The sequence below is a fragment of the Nostoc sp. LEGE 12454 genome (assembly GCF_056620565.1).
Genome location: NZ_JBWQXL010000024.1, coordinates 1 through 26,397 on the forward strand (window position 1 = coordinate 1; position 26,397 = coordinate 26,397).

At 41.6% G+C, this 26,397-nt stretch carries 24 protein-coding genes; 6 read left to right on the forward strand and 18 right to left on the reverse strand.

Annotation, left to right across the window (positions count from 1 at the left end; genetic code table 11):
- The 7 genes from AC1F2U_RS22340 to AC1F2U_RS22370 form a co-directional block, all read right to left on the reverse strand.
- On the reverse strand, positions 1-2,182 hold a 2,182-nt coding region (locus AC1F2U_RS22340), incomplete at its 3' end, for a two-partner secretion domain-containing protein (protein ID WP_480263059.1).
- Between the two features lie 250 nt (positions 2,183-2,432).
- Complete coding sequence (locus tag AC1F2U_RS22345; protein ID WP_480263060.1) at positions 2,433-3,935, reverse strand: beta-barrel domain-containing protein; 1,503 nt, start codon at positions 3,933-3,935, stop codon at positions 2,433-2,435.
- A gap of 18 nt (positions 3,936-3,953) precedes the next feature.
- A complete protein-coding gene (locus AC1F2U_RS22350) occupies positions 3,954-6,173 on the reverse strand; it encodes a peptidase domain-containing ABC transporter (protein WP_480263061.1) in 2,220 nt (739 codons plus the stop codon).
- Positions 6,174-6,909: 736 nt separating this feature from the next.
- A complete protein-coding gene (locus AC1F2U_RS22355; RefSeq protein WP_335184607.1) occupies positions 6,910-7,269 on the reverse strand; it encodes a hypothetical protein in 360 nt (119 codons plus the stop codon).
- A 409-nt stretch (positions 7,270-7,678) separates the two neighbouring features.
- A complete protein-coding gene (locus AC1F2U_RS22360; protein WP_335184605.1) occupies positions 7,679-7,867 on the reverse strand; it encodes a hypothetical protein in 189 nt (62 codons plus the stop codon).
- A 228-nt stretch (positions 7,868-8,095) separates the two neighbouring features.
- Positions 8,096-8,851, reverse strand: a complete 756-nt coding sequence (locus AC1F2U_RS22365) for a peptidylprolyl isomerase (protein WP_480263062.1) — start codon at positions 8,849-8,851, stop codon at positions 8,096-8,098.
- A gap of 165 nt (positions 8,852-9,016) precedes the next feature.
- On the reverse strand, positions 9,017-9,763 hold the full coding sequence (locus tag AC1F2U_RS22370) for a pre-peptidase C-terminal domain-containing protein (protein ID WP_480263063.1): 747 nt from the start codon (positions 9,761-9,763) through the stop codon (positions 9,017-9,019).
- 324 nt (positions 9,764-10,087) lie between these two features.
- On the opposite strand from AC1F2U_RS22370, the gene AC1F2U_RS22375 reads away from it, so the two are divergent.
- The 4 genes from AC1F2U_RS22375 (at position 10,088) to AC1F2U_RS22390 (ending at position 16,316) form a co-directional block, all read left to right on the forward strand.
- Positions 10,088-11,287: a sigma-70 family RNA polymerase sigma factor gene (locus AC1F2U_RS22375; RefSeq protein ID WP_480263064.1), complete on the forward strand. Its 1,200-nt coding sequence runs from the start codon at positions 10,088-10,090 to the stop codon at positions 11,285-11,287.
- Positions 11,288-11,345: 58 nt separating this feature from the next.
- Complete coding sequence (locus tag AC1F2U_RS22380; protein WP_480263065.1) at positions 11,346-12,497, forward strand: DUF1822 family protein; 1,152 nt, start codon at positions 11,346-11,348, stop codon at positions 12,495-12,497.
- A gap of 585 nt (positions 12,498-13,082) precedes the next feature.
- On the forward strand, positions 13,083-15,440 hold the full coding sequence (locus AC1F2U_RS22385) for a CHASE2 domain-containing protein (protein WP_480263066.1): 2,358 nt from the start codon (positions 13,083-13,085) through the stop codon (positions 15,438-15,440).
- Between the two features lie 60 nt (positions 15,441-15,500).
- Complete coding sequence (locus AC1F2U_RS22390; RefSeq protein ID WP_480263067.1) at positions 15,501-16,316, forward strand: DUF928 domain-containing protein; 816 nt, start codon at positions 15,501-15,503, stop codon at positions 16,314-16,316.
- Here the strand turns inward: AC1F2U_RS22390 and AC1F2U_RS22395 are convergent.
- A complete protein-coding gene (locus AC1F2U_RS22395) occupies positions 16,247-16,615 on the reverse strand; it encodes a hypothetical protein (protein ID WP_480263068.1) in 369 nt (122 codons plus the stop codon). The genes AC1F2U_RS22390 and AC1F2U_RS22395 overlap by 70 nt on opposite strands.
- A gap of 180 nt (positions 16,616-16,795) precedes the next feature.
- On the opposite strand from AC1F2U_RS22395, the gene AC1F2U_RS22400 reads away from it, so the two are divergent.
- Entirely contained in the window at positions 16,796-17,191 is a 396-nt protein-coding gene (locus AC1F2U_RS22400; RefSeq protein WP_480263069.1) for a hypothetical protein, read from the forward strand.
- Positions 17,192-17,229: 38 nt separating this feature from the next.
- Positions 17,230-17,391, forward strand: a complete 162-nt coding sequence (locus AC1F2U_RS22405) for a hypothetical protein (protein ID WP_480263070.1) — start codon at positions 17,230-17,232, stop codon at positions 17,389-17,391.
- Here AC1F2U_RS22405 and AC1F2U_RS22410 read toward each other — a convergent pair.
- The 10 genes from AC1F2U_RS22410 to AC1F2U_RS22455 form a co-directional block, all read right to left on the reverse strand.
- On the reverse strand, positions 17,388-17,792 hold the full coding sequence (locus AC1F2U_RS22410; RefSeq protein ID WP_109007385.1) for a type II toxin-antitoxin system VapC family toxin: 405 nt from the start codon (positions 17,790-17,792) through the stop codon (positions 17,388-17,390). The two genes, AC1F2U_RS22405 and AC1F2U_RS22410, sit on opposite strands and share 4 nt — an antisense overlap.
- A 17-nt stretch (positions 17,793-17,809) precedes the next feature.
- Entirely contained in the window at positions 17,810-18,091 is a 282-nt protein-coding gene (locus tag AC1F2U_RS22415) for a hypothetical protein (RefSeq protein WP_251956857.1), read from the reverse strand.
- A gap of 121 nt (positions 18,092-18,212) precedes the next feature.
- Positions 18,213-18,377: a hypothetical protein gene (locus AC1F2U_RS22420; protein WP_480263071.1), complete on the reverse strand. Its 165-nt coding sequence runs from the start codon at positions 18,375-18,377 to the stop codon at positions 18,213-18,215.
- A gap of 194 nt (positions 18,378-18,571) precedes the next feature.
- The gene (gene urtD / locus AC1F2U_RS22425; RefSeq protein ID WP_334843027.1) at positions 18,572-19,318 is read right to left on the reverse strand and encodes an urea ABC transporter ATP-binding protein UrtD; all 747 of its coding nucleotides are present in this window, start codon (positions 19,316-19,318) and stop codon (positions 18,572-18,574) included.
- Positions 19,293-20,414: an urea ABC transporter permease subunit UrtC gene (gene urtC / locus AC1F2U_RS22430; RefSeq protein ID WP_480263072.1), complete on the reverse strand. Its 1,122-nt coding sequence runs from the start codon at positions 20,412-20,414 to the stop codon at positions 19,293-19,295. Before urtC ends, urtD begins: the two co-directional genes overlap by 26 nt.
- A 31-nt stretch (positions 20,415-20,445) precedes the next feature.
- Complete coding sequence (gene urtB, locus AC1F2U_RS22435; protein WP_480263073.1) at positions 20,446-21,606, reverse strand: urea ABC transporter permease subunit UrtB; 1,161 nt, start codon at positions 21,604-21,606, stop codon at positions 20,446-20,448.
- Positions 21,607-21,778: 172 nt separating this feature from the next.
- Positions 21,779-23,095 (reverse strand): urea ABC transporter substrate-binding protein, encoded by a 1,317-nt coding sequence (urtA, locus tag AC1F2U_RS22440; RefSeq protein WP_480263074.1) that lies wholly within the window; start codon positions 23,093-23,095, stop codon positions 21,779-21,781.
- A 472-nt stretch (positions 23,096-23,567) separates the two neighbouring features.
- Positions 23,568-23,990, reverse strand: a complete 423-nt coding sequence (locus tag AC1F2U_RS22445) for an ester cyclase (protein WP_480263075.1) — start codon at positions 23,988-23,990, stop codon at positions 23,568-23,570.
- A 328-nt stretch (positions 23,991-24,318) separates the two neighbouring features.
- Positions 24,319-25,464, reverse strand: coding sequence for an NAD(P)/FAD-dependent oxidoreductase (locus AC1F2U_RS22450; protein WP_480263076.1), 1,146 nt, complete (start codon positions 25,462-25,464; stop codon positions 24,319-24,321).
- A 39-nt stretch (positions 25,465-25,503) separates the two neighbouring features.
- Positions 25,504-26,394, reverse strand: coding sequence for an isopenicillin N synthase family dioxygenase (locus tag AC1F2U_RS22455; RefSeq protein ID WP_480263077.1), 891 nt, complete (start codon positions 26,392-26,394; stop codon positions 25,504-25,506).
- Positions 26,395-26,397 lie beyond the last annotated feature (3 nt).

Here is a 26,397-nt window from a genome sequence, read left to right on the forward strand (position 1 = left end):
TCTCCCCAGAGATGTCAACAGCACCTGTTACTTTAACATTGACATTGCCTGCATCCCCCTGTCCTGCTGGCTGGGTAGCAGATGCTCCACGAGTAATAGTTACCAGTTGAGCGCCATCAGTAAGTGAAAGTGTTGTAGCATTGATGTTGAGATTGCCTCCTTTACCTACGCCTCCTGCTGACACTGTGCTGAAAATATTAGCGTTACCTGCAAGGGAAATAGCATTTTTTGCACTCACTGTTACATTCCCCGCATTCCCCACTCCTGAAGTTGAGGCAGAAAGTCGAGCGCCATCACTTAGAGAGAAGTCACCAGAATCGATGGTAATGTTACCTCCATTGCCACTTGTCCCCGTTTCCACATTGCTGCGAATCCCACTGGGAAAACCGTTTTTCTCCCCAGAGATGTCAACAGCACCTGTTACTTTAACATTGACATTGCCTGCATCCCCCTGTCCTGCTGGCTGGGTAGCAGATGCTCCACGAGTAATAGTTACCAGTTGAGCGCCATCAGTAAGTGACAGTGTTGTAGCATTGATGTTGAGATTGCCTCCTTTACCTACGCCTCCTGCTGACACTGTGCTGAAAATATTAGCGTTACCTGCAAGGGAAATAGCATTTTTTGCACTCACTGTCACATTCCCCGCATTCCCCACTCCTGAAGTTGAGGCAGAAAGTTGAGCGCCATCACTTAGAGAGAAGTCACCAGAATCGATGGTAATGCTACCGCCATTCCCAATAGTCCCCGTTTGCACATAGCTGAGAATCGCACTGAGAAAACCGTTTTTCTCCCCAGAGATGTCAACAGCACCTGTTACTTTAACATTGACATTGCCTGCATCCCCCCTTCCTGCTGGTTGGGTAGCGGATGCACCACGAGTAATGGTTAGCAGTTGAGAGCCATCAGTAAGTGACAGTGTTGTAGCATTGATGTTGAGATTGCCTCCTTTACCTACGCCCCCTTCATCCACTGTGCTGAAAATATTAGCGTTACCTGCAAGGGAAATAGCATTTTTTGCACTCACTTTTATATTTCCTGCATTCCCCACTCCTGAAGTTGAGGCAGAAAGTTGAGCGCTATCTCGTAATAAAAAGTCACCAGAATCGATGGTAATGCTACCGCCATTGCCTTTTGAATCCTGACTCACAAGATTGAGAATCCTACTCCCGGAGTCAGCAACTTTGATTTCCCCCGTAGCATTAAGCGTGATATCCCCCGCAGTTGACTCTGGTTGACCCAAACCAGAGGCGATACCAGCACTCAGCAAACTCCCTCCCAAAATATCTATGTTGCGGGCATTAATCGCAATATCACCGCCACCAGCAGCTTCTACATACACACGCGCTTGATTGGTAAGTGATACCGAAGCACGAGTCACATTATCAGGAAATTTCAAGCTGAGATTATCGCCATTAAAAAGAAGATTGAGATTTCCAGGTGCTGCTAACCCCCCTAATTCAACTCTCCCACCATAAGCATTTAACCTTCCGCCATCCATACTGACATTACCGCCCACTAACAGCAAACTTTTACCATCTCCGACTCGTAAACCAGATGCATTAAGACCTGCGGGGTCTGTTCCTGCTGGTGCAATTGACCTGTTTTCAATTCTGCCAGCCTGAAGTTGATTGAATAGTAAAGCGGAAGGATTAACTGTTAGTAATGAAGAAGGAGTCTGAGGATTAGTTGCACTAAATTCCAACCCATTACCAAATACAAAAGAATTCGCCGTACTCCCTACAAAGGAACCTGCCACATCCAGGCGTGCATTGTTTCCAAATAAAATGCCATTAGGATTGATCAAAAATAAATTTGCGCCACCATCCACCCCCAATGTGCCAAGAATATTGGAGATATTACTTCCCGTCACCCGTGTGAGAATATTGGAGATTCCCGCAGGATTGGCAAAATAAACACGCTGCAACTCTCCCACATTGAATTCTTGGAAACTATGGAACAGGTTAGTACCGCGAATTGCTCCACCATCAATCCGGTCAGCAGCACTACCTTTAATATTGACATTGGGGGTTCTTATTGAAGAGTTATTACCCAATGTTCTATCAGGAGTAATCTGGGCTAAGGCGTGATTTTCACAACAAAATATGACATGAGCAAGCATTCCAATAATACTAAAAACTTCTAATAAACCTGAGTGCCAATTCCTATCTCCATAGATTGCCATATCAGAACCAGCCTCGCTTGCTCATTTCCTACCTATGAATATGCAATTCCCTTACGCCACCATTTCGAGCTACATCTTTAGGGTTTTAAGCCAATACAGTTCAGTTAGCGTCAAAAACCATAAACTGTGTAGGTTGGGTTTTCAGCTAGCCGTCCTTATAAACTTTTCACTAATTTCAGCAGATATTTGAACTAGATGAGAGTAAAGTTTTTAAAACTTAAAGTTAGATAATGGTTCCCAAAAGAAAAAGTTACAAATCACTAATCAACCTCGCCTTACGAAGGAAAAATTGCAGTACAGTTTCTTCACGGGAAATAATATCAACCCTACCCTCCATACCCAATTGAATGTGACACTGGTTTTTCCCTTTACCTAAAACCAAAGTTTCCGGTTCAATTGTGACTTCATAGAAAGCACCAGGTGCAGTAGCTTTTGGACTAGTAGTCCCATTCATAGATGTATTTGTGCCATTCTTTTGAGGAGCGATCGCATCTGGAGAAATTGTCTGCACTTGACCATCAAGAGTACCATAATCTGGGTAAGGGCAAGCACTGACCCGCATTTGGACTTTTTGACCAATTTTTAACTTACTTTGATCTTCAGATGCCACCGCAGCTTTCAAAACTTGAGGTGCATCAGAAGGGACAATTTGCAATACTTCCTCGCCAGCACGCACAGTTTGACCTGGGTTTCGCAGATTGAGTTGGGAAATGATACCATCGGCAGTAGCTGCGATCGCAGTTTGAGCTAAATTTATTTTGGCTTGTTTGAGTTCGCTAGTATCACGCTCTAACTGCTTTTCAATTTCAATCCGTTGCTTAACTAAAGCTTGGCGTTCCTTCTCTAATGTTGCTTTGTTACTTTCCCCTCCGGCTTTTTCTTGAGCAATTCGCTCAGTAGCAACAGTTACTGCTGCATTACTTGGATTTACGGCAACTTGGGCGCGTTGTCTTCTCGCCATCACCGCAGATACCGCTTGTTGTAACCGTTCAATTGTCTGTTTTTGCGCCTCCACTGCTGCTTGTTGCGCCTTTACCGCTTGCTCTTGCTGTCTGGCAGATAATTGTGCTTCTTCCAATTGATCCTGAGATAGCGCCCCTTGGTTGGCTACACTCTCATATCGCTTCTGTTTTGACTGGGCTACACCTAATGCAGCTTCAGCAGCATGGAGATTTGCTTGTGTTGTTTTTAACTGTGCTTCCCCAGCCAGCAATTCTTTCTCAGCAATTTTGACGTTAGCATCAGCTTCTTGGAGTTCGGAAACAGTGGTGAGATTTTTATCTTGATATTCCCGACGGCGGCCGCTCAATTCCGCTTCGGCGCCAGTAATAATCCGGTTAAGGCGTTCAGTTTCGGCTTGAATCTGGCTATTAAGGGAACTAATTTGAGCATTAATTTGCACTAGTTGTAACTGAGATTGTTGAATACTAGTTTGCAATTGGCTTTTTTTGGTTTGCAGACGGGAGTCATCGATAGTTGCGATCGCATCTCCTTTTTTGATAAGTTGATTTTCTTTGACATAAATGTGCATAACCTGGCCTTCAGTCGCCGCTTGCACAATTCGCAATTCACCCGCCGGACGCACAACCGCCTGTGCCTGGACTGTAACTTTATACTTACAAATTGCAGCAAGTGGCACAGCTAATCCGAGAACGCAGAGAATAAACATTCCGCCCCATGTTGTCCAACGAGTAATTGGTGGGAGAAATTCGTTTGTTTGAATTGGGGGGAGAAAATTTGTGTTGCTAACCATGATGTCTTACGAATTATCTTAATTAATAATGGCAGTCTTACCGTTATGATGAGCCGGGGAAGATATTAGCGCCAACCCATTATGAGAGGGAAAAATATCATCTAAGAAATCTAAATGTTCGCCAGGTAAAGAGCGCAATTCTTCTGGTGTTCCTTGAATTTTTAAGCGTCCTTGTTCTAAAAATACAATTAAATCTGCTCTCTGTATCACCTTGGGACGGTGACTAATTAAAATAGTCGTTTGATTGTGACGATGGGATAAAAGTCTATCTAATACTTGTCTTTCGCTTACTGGGTCAAGTGCGCCCGTAGATTCATCTAAAATTAAGACTGGTGGCTGAGTAACTATGGCTCTGGCTATGGCTAATCTTTGGCGTTGTCCACCAGAAAGATTTGCCCCAAATTCTCCTAAAACAGTTTGATATTTATCAGGTAATTTGCTAATAAATTCATCTGCACCTGCAATTTGACAAGCTTTGACAATTTCTTCAAAACTAATATGGGGATAGCTAAACTGGAAGTTATCAATAATCGAACGACTCCAAAAGTGGGGTTCTTGAGGAACTAATACCACTTGTTGACGCAAACATTCTAAGGATAAATCTTGCTGATTATATAAACCATAACGAATATTCCCAGACTCGACTTTATATAAACCAGTCAGCAATTTTGCCAGGGTACTTTTACCACAGCCAGATTTGCCAATTAAAGCAATAACTTTACCGCCAGGAATAGTTAAGGAAAAATCTTGTAGGAGGTCAACTCTACCTGCGTGATGAAAGTTAAGTTCAGTGCAAGTAATATCTGCATGACCAGGAATTTGTGCCCAAGGCTTTTTAAAATCATTTTCGGACTCTGGGGTGGCGTCAATAACTTCTGTCATCCGTTGAAGGACTATCTGGGCTGTGATAAACTCATCTACTAAACCTATGGCAGCACCTAAGAAGCCGAGAAAGTTGCCACTCATGCCGTTATATGCCATTAATTGACCGATTGTTAAGGTGCGATTAATGACTAAATAGCTACCCATCCAAAGGATGCCAATACTAATGAAGGTGGAAAGAATGCCAGTAACTGTACTGCTATACAGTCCCAGTTTCATCATACTCCAGCCCAAGTTGGCGAGGCGACCATAATTCCCTTGGTATTCTGACCAAGCTTGGGGAGTGGCTTGGGTAGTTTTTAATACTTGGATGCCGCGAAATGTTTCTACCAAAAAGCCTTGGTTTTCTGTACCTGAAACAATTAAATTTCGGGTTTTCTGCCGCATCGCGGGTAAGAAAAGCAGGTTAACACCCGTGACAATCATAAATGCAACTATGGAAGCTAGAGTTAGTTCCCAACTGTAAAAGAGCATAAAACCCAAGGAAATTACAGCAATAAAGAATTGACTGGGTAATCCGAGGACAATTTGGGAAACTAAATTATTGATGGCTTTGACATCGGCAATGCGGCTAACAACTTCCCCACTGCGTCGTCCTTCAAAGTAGGAAAGGGGTAAATGTAAGAGTTTGCGTCCGTATTCTAGAATTAGTCCTAATTGCAATCTTTGACCGAAGTGACCAATGAGGTGAGATTGGACTAAGCTAATGGCACTTCTAATTAAGTTCATGGCGATAACGCCAATGGCGACGGTGGTTAGTAGTTGGGTATCACCTCGTACTAAGACATCATCGGTTAGGAGTTGCATCATAAAAGGAGATGCCAAAGAAAGCAGTCCAATGGCGATGTTAATGGCGATCGCTTGAGCGAGAATAGAACGATAAGGCCAAACCCGTTGCAGATATCTTCCCAAACCGCCAATTTTATCTGACTCTTGTTGATAAAAACGACTGTCGTCTGGAGTCAGCAGCAGCATTACGCCATTACCCCAACCCGCCATTAACTCTTGACGGGTAAGGTAACGGATACCAATACCAGGGTCGGCAATGACGTATTTTTTGCCTTTTTGCCCGTATAATACAACCCAGTGGTAGCCTTTCCAGTGGATAACTGCTGGTAAGGGAGCTCGATCTAGTTGGTCGATTAATTGGGGGCTGGCTTTAACTTGGCGGGCGTTAAATCCTAGTACTTCTGCACCCCGCTTCAATCCCAGCAAGGATGTTCCTCTAGAACCAGTACCTACGGCTTCTCGGACGCGGTTGAGGGTGAATGTTCGTCCGTAGTGTTTGGCAATGGTGGCTAGAGACGCTGCACCGCAGTCTTCTTCAGTGTGTTGGAGGACTATTTGGTATTTCATATTCAAGGTTTTTGGTAGCCAAGAAAGAAGGTCGGGTGGGGCTTTTAACCCCGACTTATAGGAGTGTTTAACTTGTCATTTTTTTTAAATTGCACATTAGCCTACGAACCTATCCCACTAATAATATCTGTGCTGCAAAGCTTAGACTTATTGAAAACTGAAAACTAAAAATCAAGGTTTTAAAGCACATTTTACAAAAAGAAGTAGGGATTTTTAGAATAGTGGGATAGTTTCTACGGAATAGAGATGGTCATAAATTTGTGTTCCTTGATAAATACAGCACTTTGCAACTAAATGAGGTACAGAAGCAAGGATTCACAAATTAAATTATTCTTCTCCCTCCAGCAAGAACTGCCTTCTGCCTCCTGCCTCAAAACCAGTGACTTTGTACCTCATGCAAAAGAAAACTGCTGTAACTAACCTCGGAAATTAAAATCAGTAAATCAACATGAGAATTGCACATTAGCCTAAGCATTTTTTTGTGGTATTTACTCGTTCAATCTCTGTGCATATCACTCTTTACGACTACTTTGATTTTTTATGCACTTGGAGCATAATTAGTTTGAAAAATCGGGCAAATCCTTATGCATGAAAAAATCGGGGCACTTGCCCCGACGTTATATTGTATTCAGCTTTTTAGCCCAGATTTTTGAGTAATTAGCTTTTTGATCTGAACCGAGATACGACAATCTAACCTCAAAAACTCAAATCAGTAAATCCACTTGAGAATTGCAGATTAGTCTACCCGATAGAGTTGTATATCGTATGGATTGCCAACAGTGTTCGTGTTGTCTTGAAACTCATATACTCCTCCATCGGCCAAATTGTACGTTATGTAATCCTCAAAGTCATTTCGACTGTCTTTGTCATATCTAATGATTCCTCCACTAGTGGCAGTCCATACAGCATAACCATCATTAGGATTTGCGGCATACCCTGGTGCTGTTGTACCATCAAGAGTGTAGGAGACATTGTATGGCGTTTTGTTTTTAACCGTAAACACCTCGGTAGCTCCGCCAGTAATTGTTTCACCAGCTTGTTCGTCCATTTCTTCAATTAAACCAAAAGATTCTAGACAGATTTGATTAGTTAACATGGTTTTTCTCTCTTTGTTAATTAGGTGATGCAGAGATAATTAGGTAACTTTTAAGAAGTTGCATATTTGTGGGATGAATTTGCGGCTGTAACCATCGAAAATTTGTTCTGTATTTGACAAATTTATCCAATTATTCCGCTAGTCTCCAAACTTGCATCTTTCTAAATGAACTTCTCTGCATATCACTCTCTACGATGACTTTTAGTCTTTATGCACTCAGATCGGAAAAAATTTGAAAAATCGGGCAAATCCTTATGCATGAAAAAATCGGGGCACTTGCCCCGACGTTATATTGTATTCAGCTTTTTAGCCCAGATTTTTGAGTAGTTAGCTCTTTGATCTGAACCGAGATGGGACAATCTAACCTCGAAAATTCAGGCGTTGCAGAATAGAAATCACTGTACGCAGTCTATATACGATCGGAGCCAGGTGCTGGATCGCCTGTTGTTTTACCATCGACAGTGTAGGGAATATTGTATACCGTTTTATTTTTAACTTCAAAAACTTTGTAACCGCCACTAATTGTTTCAGCAGCTTGTTCGTCAATTTCTTCAATTAAACCAAAAGATTCTAGTACAGCTTGGCGTAAATAAACCAAGTATTAGATAGCCAACACTTTACCCTTGTATGTCCACTTAAAAGGTTTAGCCATTGTTTTATTAAAATAGTCGATAAATCCGTGAATTCGAGTTTTGAGGTCATCCTGGCTCTTGAAGCTAGCTCTTCTTAGTAATTTCCGAACCAAAATGCTAAACCAAATCTCTATATTTTCCGGAGAGTGACGGAAGAAGGGTACTTGAAAATTTTAATTTTGAATTGGTATGATTCACATCCAGGTTTTTTCTTCCGGTGACAGTTGATTCACTTGCTGTTGAAACCAAGTTTCAAAATTTTCTTGCAGTAATCGTTGGCGCATAAAGTTGTCAAACTGTGCAGTTATAACCTTTTCCACACGTAAAATTACCCATGATTCTCCAAAGAGTATGGGTGGTTGAACTATACCCACTTGCCTTGTGCAAAGTAACTGAGCAAAATTGGGAGTAATAGTACCAAGTTCTACTGGGCCGACGATGCCGCCTGTATTAGCTTCTGTCCCTTGAGAATATTCACGCGCTAGTTCAGCAAATGACTGTTCTCCTTCTGTAATTCGGAAAAATAGTTCGTTGGCAGTTTCTCTTTTTTCAGTCCGAATTAAAGAATAAATGACTCGATCAAAATGTTTTTTATATTTGAGAAAGTAAGATTCTAGTTGATGCCCCCAAGTTATTTGCTTGAACTTTTCAACTCTAAGCTTTCGGGTTGCGAAAAGTTCTAATTGCTCTTGAGTCAGACAATAACGCGAACACCAATCTTGGATTTTTTGCTCGCTTGTTAAATCCCAATGCTGATAAAATTGCTCTAGAGCATGAGATGTTTCTGCTTGTGTGCAGGTGATTGGTGCGATCGCAGATTCGATAATGCTCTGAGATAACAATTGCCCAATCAGGTTGTAACTAGCCAAAAATGGGATAATTTCTTTAGGTAAGACCGAGATGCAGCTATGCCCGTCGTAGACATTGCCTATTTGTAAAGCTTTAATCATATTTCAAGACTATTTTGTTGAAATATTTGATAAGTGCAGCGATCGTTTTTGGAATAAAGCGGCAAAGTTCAAGTATGATTCTCTGCCGCAAGACTATTTACGTACACTTGAGAGCATTACCTTACAATGCTTTCAATTACCGTCTATCACTTCTAATGCCTAAACTTAAGCATCGGTAGTGGTAAATTGGTCAAAAGTTAAGGTGTAAGCAGTCTGTGTACTACTAAATTGATTGACCTGCAAGAAGTAATTACCAGAAAGATTAGTGTTGGAAATTAGTTCCGATGTAATACCACCCCTAGTAGAACGTGCAACTTCTTCACCTGCATCAACAATACGATTGTTGTTATAGTCCGCAATCAGTCGGATGTCAGCATCATTTTGGAGTCCGCTCAGTGTAATGTCGACACCCTCAAATAATCCCAGAGAGAATTCGTAAGTATCTGTGGTGTTGGTATTACTTATTGTCCCAAAGCGGGTAACATCACCTGACAAGTCACCAAGTGCAAACTCTCTAGGCAAAAGATTGCTGAAACCACTTGTCGAATTGGGTGTAGTTGCAGACAAGGCTAAATCGTAACTTACATCGCCTGATGAACCGCTAAAGCGACGGACTTCGGCAAAATAAGTACCTGCGTCAGCTCGACGATTAAGGAAGTCATCTTGGTTGCTCCCCCTACTAGAAGAATCAACTAGTTGGTCGCCTGTATCAAAGAAACCGTTACCGTTATCTTGATAAAGGCGCAAATCGGCATCATCACCAGCACTGATATCTGTCAGAGACAAATTTATATTTTGGGTAGTGTCAATTCTGAACTCAAAGACATCAGTGGAATCTAAAACATTTAAATTAAAGTCATTGCGGGTAACAGGGGTAGCAGGCAGAACACCGATATTATCGTAGACAGTCATTTTTGACTCCTTTTGTTGTTGATATTGGTTAAGTTAAACTCAGCAGAAGTTGCATATTTGTGGGATGAATTTGTGCTTGTAACCATCGAAATTTTGTTCTGTATTTAACGAACTTATTCAATGATTCCGCTAGTCCCCAAAGAAAGCATCTTTTTAAATGAACTTCTCTGCATATCACTCTCTACGATGACTTTTAGTCTTTATGCACTGAGATCGGAAAATTTTTGAAAAATCTGTAAAATCCTTACGCAGTAAGGAATTAGCTTTTGTCCCTATTGTTGTATAATTGAAATCAGCTATGTTTCAAACAGCGGCAAGTATTCCATGCAACCCCGACAGGGCATTGTTGAAATCTTTTCTACCTTTGTGCAATTTGATGTAGATCAATTTAGTGGTTGGGCAACAGATGCCAAACTGCGACGTAGTATGAAAGTTTGCCTGGAGTCGTCAACTGAGAAATCAGATACCTTTTGGGCACTTTACTGGTATAGAGTTTGGCAGACTCAATCTAGTGCTGTGGCACTGGCACATATTTCTGCTTATTTACAAGAGGTGTGCTACTGGACTGCCAGAAAATTCGCCCTCAACTTTCCCACGCAGTCATCTGTAGCAGACTGTTTTCAGATGGCGATCGCTCGTATTAACAGAATACTCAAAAATTTCAATCCTCAATACAGTTCGCATTTAAAAGCCTATGCACAATTAACTTTTGAATCGATTATCAAAGATGCAGTGCGCTTACAGCGGGAAGCAGACATTTGCTCAGACTGGGCTTTATTGCATAAACTCAGCCGCAAACGACTAGTGCAGTCATTACAAAATGCCGGATTTAACGCCGAAAGCATCGAGAGTTATGTTTTAGCCTGGGAATGCTTTAAGGAACTCTACACGGGTGACAATACAAAAATTCGTCAGCTTCCCAAACCAGATGCTCTGACTTGGGAGGCTATTAGTAATCTTTATAATGCAGAACGTTTCAGCCGATTGAGTTCACCCACTGCCGCCGTCAATCAGCAAACCATAGAAACCTGGGTATTATCTGCTGCTAAAGCTGCCCGTACTTTCCTCTATCCTAAGTTTGTTTCCACAGACGCTCCCCTCAAAGAAGATGAGGGTAATTTATTAGATATATTGCCTGTAGATTTGCAAACATCTTTACTAACGGAAATCATTGAGCAGGAAGAAGCTGTGAATATGCGATCGCAGCAAGCTCAGTTAAACCAAGTTTTGTCCCAAGCGATCGTTGCACTCGATGCTGAGTCCCAAAAAGTACTACAAGCTTACTACGTTCAACAACTGACTCAACAAGAAATTGCTGCCCAGTTAGAAATTAAGCAATATACTGTTTCCCGTCGCTTGAGCAGCATTAAAAAGTCATTGCTCCTGACTCTCACGCAATGGAGTCAAAACACCTTGCATATTTCTCCTAAATCCGACGTAGTAGATGCCATAAACACAAGTTTAGAGGAATGGCTCAAAGTCCAATATAGCCATACCCAAATTCGATCGGTAGACAAGAAATAATTTTGTCTCTTCCCTCTCCCTAGTATGGTCTTTATATGGAGCCATTCTCAAATTATTTATGTTGAACCCACCTGCCCCATTCACTATTGACTCACAGCATTTATACTTGGAAATTACTCAATTTCCAGAAGTGCAAGAACAACCATACTCAACAGCTGGTGCTTGTCAACGTGGGTGGATAAATCAAAAATGCTTGCAAGCATTTTTGCCTTGGTTCCAGGAGGAAATTGCTCCCACCGCCAGGGTTTATCCTAACAGTGCGGCATTGCCGAGTTTTTGGGAAGTAGTCAATGGCACAGCTATTACTTTCGATCGCGATCGCCTGGTATTAATTCCCACCCTGGCAATAGATGACGATGAGTTGCGCGTACCGCAAGAATGGGTAGATATACCAGAGTGGGTTGCTGACTATTACATAGCAGTACAAGTTAATCCCGATGATGGTTGGATGAAGATTTTTGGCTATACAACCCATCAAATTCTGAAAACAAAAGGGGTTTATGATGCTGGCGATCGCACTTACAGCTTGGAAAGTGAAGATTTAATTCCAGATATTAATGTGTTGTGGGTTACACGCCAATTCGATCGGTCAGAAGCCTTACGTGCTGAGATTGCACCTTTAGATTCTATTGGCAAAACCCAGGCAGAAAACCTCTTAGAAAGATTGGGCGATCGCGATGTGAAATTCCCGCGTTTAGCAGTTCCATTTTCACTCTGGGGTGCGCTCTTGGCACATAGCGGTTGGCGAAAAAAGTTGTATGAACTGCGTCAGGGTTTACTCATACAGCAGTCAATTCCGCAATGGTTGCAGAAAGGAGTAGCCAATTTAGCTCAACAGTGGGGATGGGAAAAAAGAGAATTCGTTGTGGTACCTGTGGGAATGCGGAGTGCAGAACCAGTTCTCGGCTTGTCTCGGCAAATAATAATTGCAGAGCAAACATACGAGTTACGCATTTTCCCAAAAAGCGCTTCTGAGGACTATGTTTGGCGTTTTGAATTGCGAAGTACAACTCTTGATGGTCAAATTCCGGCTGGGTTTAAGCTTCGACTACTAACGGAAGACTTACAAGCTTTTGAAAATAATCAAGATACGGCAACAACTCCTGTAGATATGTTGTATTTGGAAGTAATTTTGGAACTAGGAGAAGGATTAGTTTGGGAAATAGAACCTACACCTGAAGACTATGACCGAGAGATTTTGCGGTTTTAAGTTTTACCTTCAAAAATCTTCACGTTTAGCCTCTATTATTTACTCTTAAATTGAATTTCACAACACACAACAACCTATTTAGTAACCAAGATATATATAGCAGGGTGTAAGGGCACGGTAGTGCCTATTGGTGTCAATTAACTTGAAACCCTTGTCAGGAGGTGATATTGAGTTCATTCACTTATGGTTACTCACAGCGTCACCTCACCCCGATTTTGTCTAAACCCAAAACCGCCTTTCCCCGATGCCTTGGGGCTACGGTGTACACACAAGTCAAATTTCCCCCCTCAATTCTCCGTTGTAAAGGGGGGGAAGCCGGAAATCCAGTTCCAAATGTTGTAGATCCTCCTAAATCCTCCTTAAAAAGGAGGACTTTGAGAGGTTTTGCCCCCCTTAAAAGGGGGGTTGGGGGGATCAAAAGCTTATGGGGCAACTCTTAAAGACTTGTGTGTACACCGTAGCCTTTCCAAAGGGAGGGTTAGGGTGGAGTAAAACGTATGTGGTACAAGGGTTTGAGCTTAAGTTAACACCAATGGGCAGTGTCCTGCCCCTACGGGTACACTCAACATCTAGGGAGAACTAGCTGTGGACAAGTTAATCATCTTAAAGTTAGGGGAGGGAAACTTTGAACAAGGGTTTACCGTGACTCTACAGATTGGCGATGAAAATGTCCGCCCGACTGTGGAAATCACAGGTGAGCTTCCCCCCAACCCGGAAATTCTCCGCGATTATCACCGTTGGCAATCTATTTATCGTAATTTAAAGCTGCCATCTCGTCCGATTGGTTTAGCTAAAGAACTTAACCAAGCCCCCAGCCTAGAATACTGCCAGCAGGTGAGTGAGGAATTTAAAGTCAGTTTTAATACTTGGCTTGCTTCCGATTCCTTTCGTTCTATCCGCGAGAAATTGTTAGAAAAACTCATGCTTGCGGATAATATTCGGATGCTTTTACAAACCAAAGACTTGCGATTACAGAAATTCCCCTGGCATCTTTGGGATTTGATAGAACGCTATCCCCAGGCAGAAATCGCCTTGAGCGCTCCTGTTTACGAACAAGTCAACCTTAACCGCATAGCAACTACATCCGATAAAGTAAAAATCTTAGCGATTTTGGGTAACAGCCAAGGTATTGATACCAAAGCAGACCAGGCGCTACTTAATTTGTTACCCAATACAGATATCACTTTTTTAGTTGAACCACAATGCCTTGACCTGACTGACCAACTATGGGAGCAGAATTGGCAGATTCTATTTTTCGCCGGACATAGTTCCACTCAGGAAACGAATCAAACAGGAAAAATCTATATCAATCAAACTGAAAGTCTAACAATTAGCCAGTTAAAGTATGCCTTGAAAAAGGCAGTAGAACGAGGTTTAAAACTAGCGATTTTCAATTCTTGTGATGGCTTGGGATTGGCATGGGAGTTTGCAGATTTACATATTCCCCAAATTATCGTCATGCGAGAACCTGTACCCGATCGCGTGGCGCAACAGTTTTTAAAGTATTTTTTAGAAGCCTTTGCGCGGGGAGGCTCATTGTATTTAGCCGTCAGGGAAGCACGAGAAAGGTTACAAGGACTAGAAAACCAATTTCCCTGTGCTACATGGCTGCCTGTCATCTTTCAAAATCCGGCTGAGATGCCGTTGAATTGGCGGGAATTGTTTAGAAATACACCCAATCTTCCGGCATCTTTGTCTCAAACCACGCCTGTTAGAGGAACCACAAATCGGCTTGGCTTCTCATTAATATTACTGACGAGCATGGTAGTAACCGTAATATTAATCGGGGTAAGGTATTTGGGTGTGCTGCAAACATTAGAGTTAAGTGCATTTGACCAACTGGTACGCTTGCGCCCTCCTGAAAAACCAGACTCACGCCTACTGATTGTGACTGTGACTGAAGAAGATGTCCAGGCGCAAAAATCGGAAAAACCTCAAGGTTCGTTGTCAGACAAATCACTTGCGCAACTGTTAGAGAAATTAGAGGCATATCAACCACAGGTTATTGGTTTAGACATATACCGAGATTATCCAGTGGATAAAGATTATCCAGCATTGGCAAAAAGGATGCGAAAAAGCGATCGCTTTGTGGGAGTGTGTCAACTCAGCGATTCTCAAACCGGAAAACCAGGTGTAAAACCACCCCCAGAACTTTCTTCACAGAATCTCGGTTTTAGCGATATTGCCATAGATTCAGATAATGTCGTGCGTCGCCATCTGTTAGCGTTAACTCCTGCGCCCTCATCTCCTTGTCCTGCGCACTATGCCTTGAATGTTCAGCTGGCGCTGCGTTACCTGTATACGAAAGGAATTCGGTTGCAATTTACTCCTGATGGCGCATGGCAATTAGGGAAGGTGACATTTAAACCAATAGAAGCTCATACCGGGGGTTATCAAGGCGTTGACGCTTTTGGACACCAAACTTTATTAAATTATCGTTCCTCTGGTGAACCAGAAGCGATCGCACCAAGTATGACCTTACAACAAGTGTTAAGGGGGAAGCTAAATGCCAATGCAGTCAAAGGCAAAATAGTCATTATTGGCACAACAGCAGAAACTTTTGGTGATTACTGGTTAACTCCCTACATCACTCCTCAAGGAAAATTACAGGCAATACCAGGGGTATTTTTACAAGCCCAGATGGTCAGTCAACTACTCAGGGCTGCTTTAGACGGACAACCTCTATTGTGGACTTGGCCGCTTTGGGGTGAGGTAATTTGGGTTTGGGGTTGGTCTTTTTTAGGCGGTTTATTTACTGCTTATCTGCACCGATTTATTTACTTAACCTTGGCAGGAGGAATCGCTATTATCAGTTTATACGTTAGCTGTTTTATATTTTTAATTGTATATAGTTGTTGGGTTCCCCTCATTCCTGCTATGTTGGCTTTAGTAGTTAATAGTTTAATAGCTACAACTTACTTAAACTTAAAATTTAAAAATTAATAATAATGCCAATTTGAAGCATGAAAATCGCCGTTCAGCAGACAGAAGTTAGGAGGTTTTATGAAAAGCTATTGGCAAAAAATACAAATCATCGCGGCAGTAGGAATGACTTTGTGGGGAATTATCGGCTATTCTCCAATGATTTGGATGACACCAGTTACAGCCGCTCCCAAGAAATTTTCGCCTCCTCCGCCTCCCCCAGACAGGGGTGCAGCAGGCGATCGCGGCGGGGCTGCAAGTCGTGGTTGTGGTGTTGGTAATAAGTCTATAGTTGCACTTGTACCTGTATACAAACAGACATTAAATAAAGGGCAAAGAGAAGCTGTTGCTGTTACTAAAGTTTGGGGCATGACGAATGAGGAATATCCAACTTTTTGGTTTTTTGTCCCCTATCAAAAGTCTCTAATTGATTCGATTGAGTTTGTTGTCAAAGATGAGTCAGGTAAATCAAGTCAAACTCTTTACCGAACAATAGTAACAATACCAGAAGTACCAGGAATTGTTAGCATTCGCTTAAACGCAAATTCTTCCCCATTGCAAGTAGACAAGATGTATCACTGGTTTTTTAAGATAAAAGTCATTTGCAATCCACAACAACCTCCAGAACGAGAGTATGTGGAAGGATGGGTGCAACGAGTCAATCCAAATCCTCAATTAGTAGATAGTTTGAAGCAAGCAACTCCTCAGCAACGGGTAAACCTTTACGCCGAGAATGGTATTTGGTACGATGCTGTGACTAGTTTGGCTGAATTACGTCTTAGCAAACCTGAAGATCCAACTCTAGCGGTGGAGTGGATGAATTTGCTTCAATCCGTAGATTTAGAGAATTTAGCTAAACAACCTTTGATAAAATGTTGCCAAGCTAATGCAAAGTAGCACAGCAAATTTACAATAGCGATCGCCCTAATCAGAAAACAGCTTGTCAATTTCAGAACTACTCTCAAGTCTGTAGCGACTACTCTCAAGTCTGTAGCGACTACTCTTAAGTCTGTAGCGACTACTCCCAAGTCTGTAGCGACTACTCCCAAGTCTGTAGCAACTACTCCCAAGTCTGTAGCAACTACTCCCAAGTCTGTAGCGACTACTCTCAAGTCTGTAGCGACTACTCTCAAGTCTGTAGCGACTACTCTCAAGTCTGTAGCGACTACTCTCAAGTCTGTAGCGACTACTCTCAAGCCTGTAGCGACTACTCTCGTGTTTTTTACCTCTTGTCCTCGTACATGAGTAATTATATACCGAGATATTACTGGTATAAGCTAAAAATTTTGCGATCGCAATTTGCGATTTATGCTGAACCGGAATCGGGTTTAATTGAGGCAAGCTAGTTCTAGAACTATCTTAAAAGAAGCAAATTTATGTCTCGTCAAAAACGTACATCCCGCGTTTTAGAAAAAGCTGAATTAAGAGCATCTGGGATGAAATCAATTCTTCCAAGCATTAAATTTGAAGAAAATTATACTTTAGAAAAACTGATTGATTCAATCGAACAGTTACGTAACAAAATTGATGTTCATAATAGCGCTCTGGCTATAGTTGACTCTACTTTAACAGAAGTTGAAGAGATGGAAAAAAACTTGAAGCAGCTTTCTGAGAAAATGTTAATGGTGGTTGCTATCAAGTACGGCAAAGACAGCGCTGAATATGAAATGGCGGGTGGTGTTCGTAATAGCGATCGCATTCGCAAAATGAGAGCTAGCCGCTTAAAAAATATTGCAGAGCAAGCATCAGATAAAAATGGTAAAACTGCATAGAAAATGAGATAATACCATTTTGGATTTGAGATTTTGGATTGAACAATCTAAAATCTCAAAGGTGTTTCTACCTCTGGCTAAAGCAAGCTTTTTATCAAAATTGGGATGTCCAAAATTTTCCATTTGATCGCCAGACATTAGAAATTGCTATGGAAGATATGGAGATGAAAATTTCATACAGAGGTGCAGCGCAGTGTTAGCCTGCTGACCGCAACAAACGAGTAAAACCTTCTTGTTCAAAGTGTTTATCAGTTGTTAATGCCTCCATAATTCCTTGCCTACGCATCAACACAAAGCTTACAGCATCACATAATGAATAGGTTTTATCCTGTCTTGCTAACAATAAATCTATTGCTTCTTGATGTAGCGGCTCATCAACCCATACAATTTGAACGTTTGAATTGTTGATCAGTTCAAGGCTGTATGACAGTACAATTGAACGGGAAAAGCCTCGAACCAATGCTAGAGCCACTAATTCTGCTAGAACATAGTTGTGCGTAAGCCGAGTTCTGCTTGTAGTAGCAATCAGTTCAACTGCCCTTTCATGTTGTGGCTCATCTTTATGGAGAAAGCAGAGCAATCCTGACGTATCAAGCAGCATAATCTACATTCCAATGCTTAAAAATCATTGGTGTAAGCTTTTGCCAAGTCAGCATCAATGCTTTCGTTATCTATACCTGTGGCATAACCCAAGCTAATTGCACCTGCATAACTAAGTAACCGTTGACGTGCTTCTTCTGGCTGAACTTCTGGTTGTAGTTTAGCAATAGTCAGAAGACGATGCTGCCCATCAAGAGATGTCACAATCAATTCTGCTACAGAAAGTCCGACGGCATCAGCTTGCTGCTGCAAAGCTGCATAAACATCATCACTTAATTCTAGTGTTAGCAGTTGGCTCATAGGAATAAACGATTTCAACTAAAGCTAGGGCAATTATAGCTTTTTTCTTCACAAATATTGGTCGGTTGCGGGTGTATGCGCGTTGTTATGCTGCTGGAAGGCAATGTTAAAAGCATTTCAATTAATCAAAGAAATCCCCTGTATCTAGCAGCAATGCTCCACATCTTGCACAAACCAAATGCCAAGAAAGACCGCCACCAAACTGAGAATGAAACCATCGCCCTTCGTTGTCATTGAAAATATGTCCTTCTGCACTAGTGCAAGGCGATGAAGCATATCGGATCATTCGTAAACGGCTTTCAAAAAGATCAAATTCATCGGGAGGAATATCTTCAAGTTCTATATGAGGATAAGGTATTTACAGGTGCGACTTGCATAGAATCAGTAGTAATTGCTGATTGGGCGCTAACAGTATAGCAGGTGTTTAACAGCGCAAATCGACCAGAATTACTAGATGAATAGAAAGTACGATTAAGTTTTTCATTCTTCTTGTTTTCCCAAATAAACCTCAATAACACGAGAGTCATTTTGCACTTCTTCAAAATTACCTTCGCACAGCACCGAACCTTCATGTAATACTGTTACTTTCTTGGCAATTTGACGCACAAATTCCATATCATGTTCAATTACTAAAATTGAATGGCTCTGCGCTAGTGCTAAAAGTAGTTCGCCGATGTTGTACGTTTCTTCATCTGTTAAACCAGCAACGGGTTCATCAACAAGTAATAAGTCAGGTGACTGCGCTACTAACATCCCAATTTCTAAACGTTGCTTTTCTCCGTGAGAAAGTAAAGCTGCTCTGATATCAGCTTTCGGTGTTAAACCAATGGTTTCTAATAATCCTTTAATATTATTCTTTTCAACAGCCTCAGAACGTTCAAACAAGGTAGAAAAGACATTTTTCTTCTTGTTACTAGTAATTTCTAAATTTTCACGTGGCGTTAAGTTTAAGTAAATTCGAGGTGTTTGAAACTTGCGCCCAATTCCCAATCGCGCAATTTTATATTCAGGTAAAGAACGCAGATTTCTTCCTTTGAATAAAACTCGCCCCACGGTTGGCTGAACTTTACCCGTAATTACATCTAGAAACGTTGTCTTTCCCGCACCATTCGGGCCAATTACTACTCGTAACTCACCCACATCCATACTAAAGTTAAGCTGGTTTAAAGCCTTAAAACCGTCAAAACTAACAGTTACGTTTTCAGTTTCCAATATTTTCGCGTTCATGTTGCACTTCCGGGTCTTTTTCCAAGGTGGGATATGTCGCAATTTCTTGACGACGGTTGAAAAGAGAAATATTCTGACTACGCAACCATCCCACGATACCGTCAGGAAGGACTGTGACGACTATCAAAAATAATGCGCCTTGGAAAAATAGCCAGATTTCGGCAAATTGTTCGCTTAAAAAAGTGCGGGCATAATTTACTAACAAAGTTCCGACAATCGCCCCAATCAAAGTAGCGCGTCCGCCTACAGCTACCCAAATCACCATTTCAATCGAAAAGGCAATATCCATTGCTCTAGGTGAGACAGAACCACTTTGGATAGTGTAAAATGCTCCTGCTATACCTGCGATCGCACCGGAAACTGCAAACACCAACACCTTAAAATCTGTGGGGTCATAGCCAGAAAATCTTACCCGACTTTCATCATCACGAATCGCTATCAACAACCTGCCAAAGCGTCCAGTTGTCAACCAGCGACAAATACCGTAGGTGGCTGCGAGAAACACTACCGTTAGCGTGTAGAAAATAAACTGCGTTTTGGCATCGCTGACCGTTGCCCCAAACAAAGTTGTAAAATCTATCAGTCCGTTCGTGCCGTTGAAAAATTGTTGCTGACCGTTAAAGAAGTTGAAAAATACAATAGTTCCGGCTTGAGTCAAGATAGAAAAATAAACACCCTTGAGGCGATTTCGGAAAACCAAATATCCCAACAAACCCGCCAATAACCCCGGAATCAGTACCACCAAAGCTATTGTCAAAGGAAAAGAATAAAAAGGTTGCCAAAAGGCAGGAAGTTCCGTAACCCCATAAAGCCCCATGAAATCAGGCAATTCTCCAGTAGGGACTTGCAACTTCAGGTACATTGCGATCGCATATCCACCCAAACCAAAGAAAATACCATGTCCCAAACTCAATAAACCAGTATACCCCCAAATCAAATCGATACCCAAAGCTGCGATCGCCAGCGACAAAAATCGCCCCAACAAATTTAGACGAAACTCCGACAGCACCACTGGCATAACAATTATAAGGAAGAGTGCGATCGCGATCGTTACCCCCACCTCAATTAAAATTAACCTTCCCCCCTTCTTTCTCATTCTCTGCGTCCTTGGCGTCTTGGCGGTTCGTTTAAACATCAACAGTACGTCCCTTCTGCGGAAAAATTCCCCCAGGCTTCCACTGTAAAAACACAATAATCAGCGCAAACACCATCACCTTCGCCATACTCGTCGTTGCAAAAAAAGTAAACAAATCAGCCAAAGGTTTAACAGGAGTCAACAACAAAGCCAAAGTACCAGAACCAATTAAAAAATTAGCCGTACCAATACCCAAAGCAGCCACAATCGTCCCAGCTAAATTGCCCACACCCCCAACAACAACCACCATAAAAGTATCAATAATATAGTTTTGCCCCGTATTTGGCCCTACAGAACCAAGCAAACTAATCGCACATCCAGCCACACCAGCTAAACCAGAACCCAGCGCAAAAGTAATTGCGTCAACCTTTTGAGTTGGGATACCCAAACAAGCGCTCATACTCCGGTTTTGTGTCACCGCCCGAATTCTTAAACCCCAGCTAGAACGTTGTAAAAATAAGTAAATTCCCGCCACACAGATTATTGTTAAAACAATAATAAATAACCTGGCAAAGGGCAATTGCACACCAGCTAAAGAGATTCCTGCTTGTAACCAAGTCGGTGCTGTTACATCTACATTTTGAGCGCCAAACCAAGGTTGAGTTACTGCTAACTGATAAGTTTGACTCAATAAATTACCCGTTGTGATTGTCACCCCCAGCGATAATAAAAATATCACCGCCACAATCCAGTTACGAATCCTTCCCAAATCTGTGCGGGAATTTAAAATCCATAAACCTCCAAAAAACAGCAGAGAAAATAAGCCGATACCAATTATCAATACCCAATTCACGCTGCGAACAAACTGCTGAAAAATTAAACTTACCCCCCAAGTTGCTAGTAAAGTTTCTAATGGGCGTCCATAGAGATAACGAATCACACCTTTTTCTAGAATTAATCCCACAGCAGCCGTGAAGATAAAAGCAATAATCAAAGCCAAAAATATATAGACTTCAAACCACACCCCACCCAATTGTTTGCAGACATTTTGCACAACATAAGTTGTATAAGCGCCGAACATCATCAATTCACCATGCGCCATATTGATGACGCCCATCAATCCAAATATAATGGCTAGTCCCAACGCGGCGATTAATAATACCGCGCCAATACTAATACCATTAAATACAGCTTCCAAAAATCCTGCTAACACTTATTTCTCCACAACAGCTATCAGCGAGTAGTTATATCTCGTGTGCCTCGTTCCCAGCCTCAGACTGGGAATGCCTATTAGGAGGCTCTGCCTCCTGACTCGCGGCAGCAGCCCAATGAGCAGCATTTCCAGGTAGAACCTGGAAACGAGAATATTACGAATTACGAATTATTTAGGTTTTCTTGTACTTACCACCCTTAGCAGGGTCACTCCAATCACAAGCAAATCCTTTAGTTTCTTTCACAAATTGATTCCAAGGAACTGGTTCAACTGCTGTCGGAGTAGCATAGACAATATCAAATAAACCATCTTGCCTAACTTGACCAATCCGCACAATTTTGGATATGTGATGATTGGCATCCATTGTCACTTTACCTTCAGGTGCATCTAGAGTTTGACCGTAAGCCGCAGCGCTTACCTTAGCTATGTCTGTAGTACCAGCTTTTTGGACTGCTTGTTTCCACAAATAAACTGCGATGTATGCTGCTTCCATTGGGTCATTTGTCACCCGATTTTCACCGTATTCTTTTTTGAAAGCTGCTACAAACTTCTTATTAGCAGGTGTGTCTACTGTTTGAAAATAGTTCCAAGCTGCATAATGACCTTTAAGATACTCTACACCAATTGCTTTCACTTCTTCTTCGGCAATACTTACAGACATAGAGGGATATTTATCTGGTGTCAATCCAGCCCCTTTTAATTGTTTGAAGAAAGCAACGTTGCTATCACCATTTAAGGTGTTGTAAATCACGCCACCATTGGGCAAATTTTGTTTGATTTTAGTGATAATTGGTGTAACTTCTGTGTTACCGAGAGGTAAATAATCCTCACCAACTGTTTTTCCGCCTAAAGCTTCTAGTTGAGCTTTAATGATGGTATTAGCTGTTCGGGGAAAAACATAGTCAGAGCCAACTAAGAAGAATTCTTTGCCCTTATTCTTTAACAGCCAATCAACAGATGGTTCGATTTGTTGATTTGGTGCAGCGCCAGTGTAAAAAATATTTTTAGAACACTCTTGACCTTCGTATTGCACAGGATACCAGAGCATGTGGTTTTTGCTCTCAAATACTGGCTTAACATTCTTGCGGCTAGCAGAAGTCCAACAACCAAAAACTACAGTGACTTTATCTTGATCGATTAGCTTAGTTGCCTTTTCTCTAAATGTATCCCAGTTAGAAGCGCCATCTTCGGTAATTGCTTCAATTTGCTTACCTAAAACACCACCAGCAGCGTTAATTTCTTTGATTGCTAACTTTTCAGCATCAACAACGCTTTTTTCACTAATAGACATCGTACCACTCAAAGAGTGCAAAATACCTACTTTGATGGTGTCACCAGCAGTCGCCGCCGCTGGTGAAGCAGTGGGAGGTGCGGCTGGACTCTCTGTAGCACTTGGAGAATTATTCGCGCAAGCTTTCAAAAAAAAGCTGCTTCCAAAAGTTAAAGAACCGTAGATTATAAACTTGCGTCGGTTAAATTGTCTTCTCATCTTTTTATGAATTTTCCTCTTGATGAATCAACTAACTTAATAGAAAGCTGACAATATCAAACTTCAAAGTGTGATAATAGTGCGATAGTTTACTAGTAAAAAGTGACGACTTATACAAAAAGGTTTGTTTTTTATTACAAAAACAAACTTTTTAAGATTAAGCTTTATTAACTTTATAAAGATTCTCATATCTATGCAATACGTTATGGAAGAGTAAAAACTTTCTCTTCCACGAACGTCTTTGATTCTAGACAGTTAAAAACTGCTAAGTATCTAGGCATAAATAAATTTATTGTTTGTAGTCAGGACTTTAGTCCCGATAATTCTTGTTCTGAGCGATAAATCGCTCACTACAAACTAAGAGTTTATTTTATATTTAATTATGTCTATCTACTTATCTCTTTTCAAAAGTCTGGTATGTGCTGAACAGATAGCTGGTTAACACAACAATAGTTTTAATCAACTACTGCTATTATTCAGATACTCCTGGTTCAATCCGTGCCCCAAGCTGAAGAACCCGTCCAAGGTCGTCAGCGTTTCGCCAGGTTTCAATTATCTTGCCGTCGGCAATATAATGAATGAATGTAGCAGTGAAAGTCTGTTGACGGCCGCGACTAGGTATGCCAAGAAAACTCTCTTGGATGCAGGTGTTAGTCGCACGCACAACAACTTTGTCACCTTCAGCGATTACGTCTTCAATTGTCCATTTCTGCTGAATAGGCCCAAATGAGCCAAAGAGTTTGCGTACCCCTTCAGGGCCAAGGGGAAGTCCTGGTAAACCACCGTGCATTTTCCAATTCGGGGCGGTTATCTCGCAAATTTCTGCGATTTTATGCTCGCTAATAAGTTCCATCCACCGTTGAGCAATAATTTTGTTCTCCTCAATGGAAGACATTGCTGCTGTTCCTCTACTGAAAATTAGGCGAACTCTAATTGTTTATTTAGACAGACAAGATGCACTATTGTCAATTAACCAAGTTTGAGATTGAATTAAAATCAGTGCAGCGCTGAATGTGCCAGCATCAGTAATATTTGTGTTTTTCACTGCGAGGCTTTTAGGCAATTTCCGTTAATAAATCTACCGCTACCGTTGGTTTCGACACTTCGACTACGCTCAGTGCATCGCTTCGCTCAACCAACTAAAGAATCGAGAGTTGAGCGTTCGCGTAGCGTCTCGAAGAGAAGTCGAAACTCGTCAACCTGGGTAGATTCTTTGTCAGAAATCACCTTAGATTAGCTATTTGTGTAATAATTTCATCTTCCTGGCCAGTTGCAAAATTAGCAAAGCGCTTTGCCAAAGGTGGTATAAGTACTAGGGGATTACTAAATCCAGAGAAAACATGAACGCCTTCCAATCCTGGGATAGCACCAATTAAGGGAAGTTGATTACTACTAAATGCCACTAAGCAGTGATACCAAGTCCCTGGTAAATTCTCCAATGCTGGTAAAATTTGACCAGCACCTTTTCGCAACCATTTTTCGCTTACGTCTGAGTTTACCTCGGCTTGAGGATCTGCGATCGCACGGCTAATTTGACCGATGCGGATACTACCATCTTGAAACTGAATTGCACCCACATCTAAAATCGCTGGTACTAAATCATTACCAAGTTCATCCCATAATTCATCAACTTGAGTAGATTCAGCTTCTAGTTGAAACCGTTGCTGACTCGCTGGCATAACTAAGGTGCGTAACCTGACATCAACGGCTGGAGTTTCAATAATTTCTTCGTGGGTAAAATACAGCTTGATGGAAACACCAGCAGATTTGAGAAGCTGGCGGCTGAGTCCACCCGCACAGATGACAACGTTAGCGCTGTGGAAAGTTGCAGTGGTGGTTTGGACGCCATCTTGCAATACTTGCAATACTTGGGTAATCTGCATTTCACCCCCAGCCCGCTCAAAAGCTTGGATGTAAGCTTGTGCTGTTTTTTCTGGGTGAATATGACCGTGTTTGACAGTTAAAGCACCAGATATTGCCTCTCGATTTAGCTGCGGTTCCAACTCACAAGCTTCTTGAATACTGAGTAAACGCGGTGGAATGGCACAATCATTATATGATGCCGCAGTTGTTTCTGGGTCATTATGGGCTGAAATAGTCAGTAATAAATCTAATTCCCGAAATTGAATATCAGCGTCTAACTCTTGAGATAAGATATGGTAACGTGCGATCGCTTCTTCGCACAATAGCCGAGTTAGTGGTGTAGTACCCGACCAATAGGCCAGCCCACCATAACTATAGCGAGTTGCATTCTGTGGTCTGCTGTCTTGCTCCAACAAAAGTACACAAAAGCCAGTTTTAGCCAGTTCATAAGCGAGTGCAGCACCCGTAATTCCACCGCCAACCACAATCCAGTCGTAGGTTTTCATATTAAATATCTTTCTTAATTACGAATTACGAATTACGAATTACGAATTACCATAAGTTGCTTGTAAACGTTGTAAAAGATATTCTCCCGCAAGGATAGGGGGATAGATAGGCGATTGTTCCTTCTGGCAACTCTCCAAACAAGCAATTTCTGTATCATCATTAGGATGACAGAAAAAAGCCATAGAATACCGCGATTGGTTCACCCTATTATCAGTGGGAATCATCACTCGATGCTTAGTTGAGCAAAATCGATGATTTGTCCACCGTTGCATTAAATCGCCAGTATTGACTATTACAGTATCAGGAATTGCAGGCGCGACAATCCACTCTCCAGATACTGTCTGTACTTCTAACCCGCCAATGTCATCTTGGAAAAGTAAGGTAATACTGCCATAATCGGAATGCTCGCCAGCACGCACTTGTCCGGGTTTCACTGGTGTCTGCAATGGCGGATAGTGTAATAGTCGCAAGGTATGATTTTGTTGATTATGTCTTACAGTAAAAAAATCTTCTGGCAATTCCAACGCCAACGCATAAGCTTGTAATATCGTATTAGCAAGTTCTGTACAATTATCATAAAAGGTGACAAGAGAAGCATCTATCTCTACCGCTTGTTTGTTTACATTAAATGCCTCTTTTAAGTCGCCTGGTTGATTGGGGTTAAGACTTTCTCTTTCAATCCCAACGTAACCCATATTACTAAATTCATCACTCCAAGCTTGCTTTTGCTTAACTTCTAAAGATAAATTGAAAAAAGACTTGCTGTGAGTGAATACTTCCTCAATTAGGTCTTTTGATATTCCTGAATTTTGCAAGTACATGAAGCCAATTTCATGACAAGCTTCATAGATTTGTTTAATGACAGCTTGTCGAGTTATTGCGTTGCCCTTAGTAAAATTAGTGAAATCAATTACTGGAATTCTGACCATTGA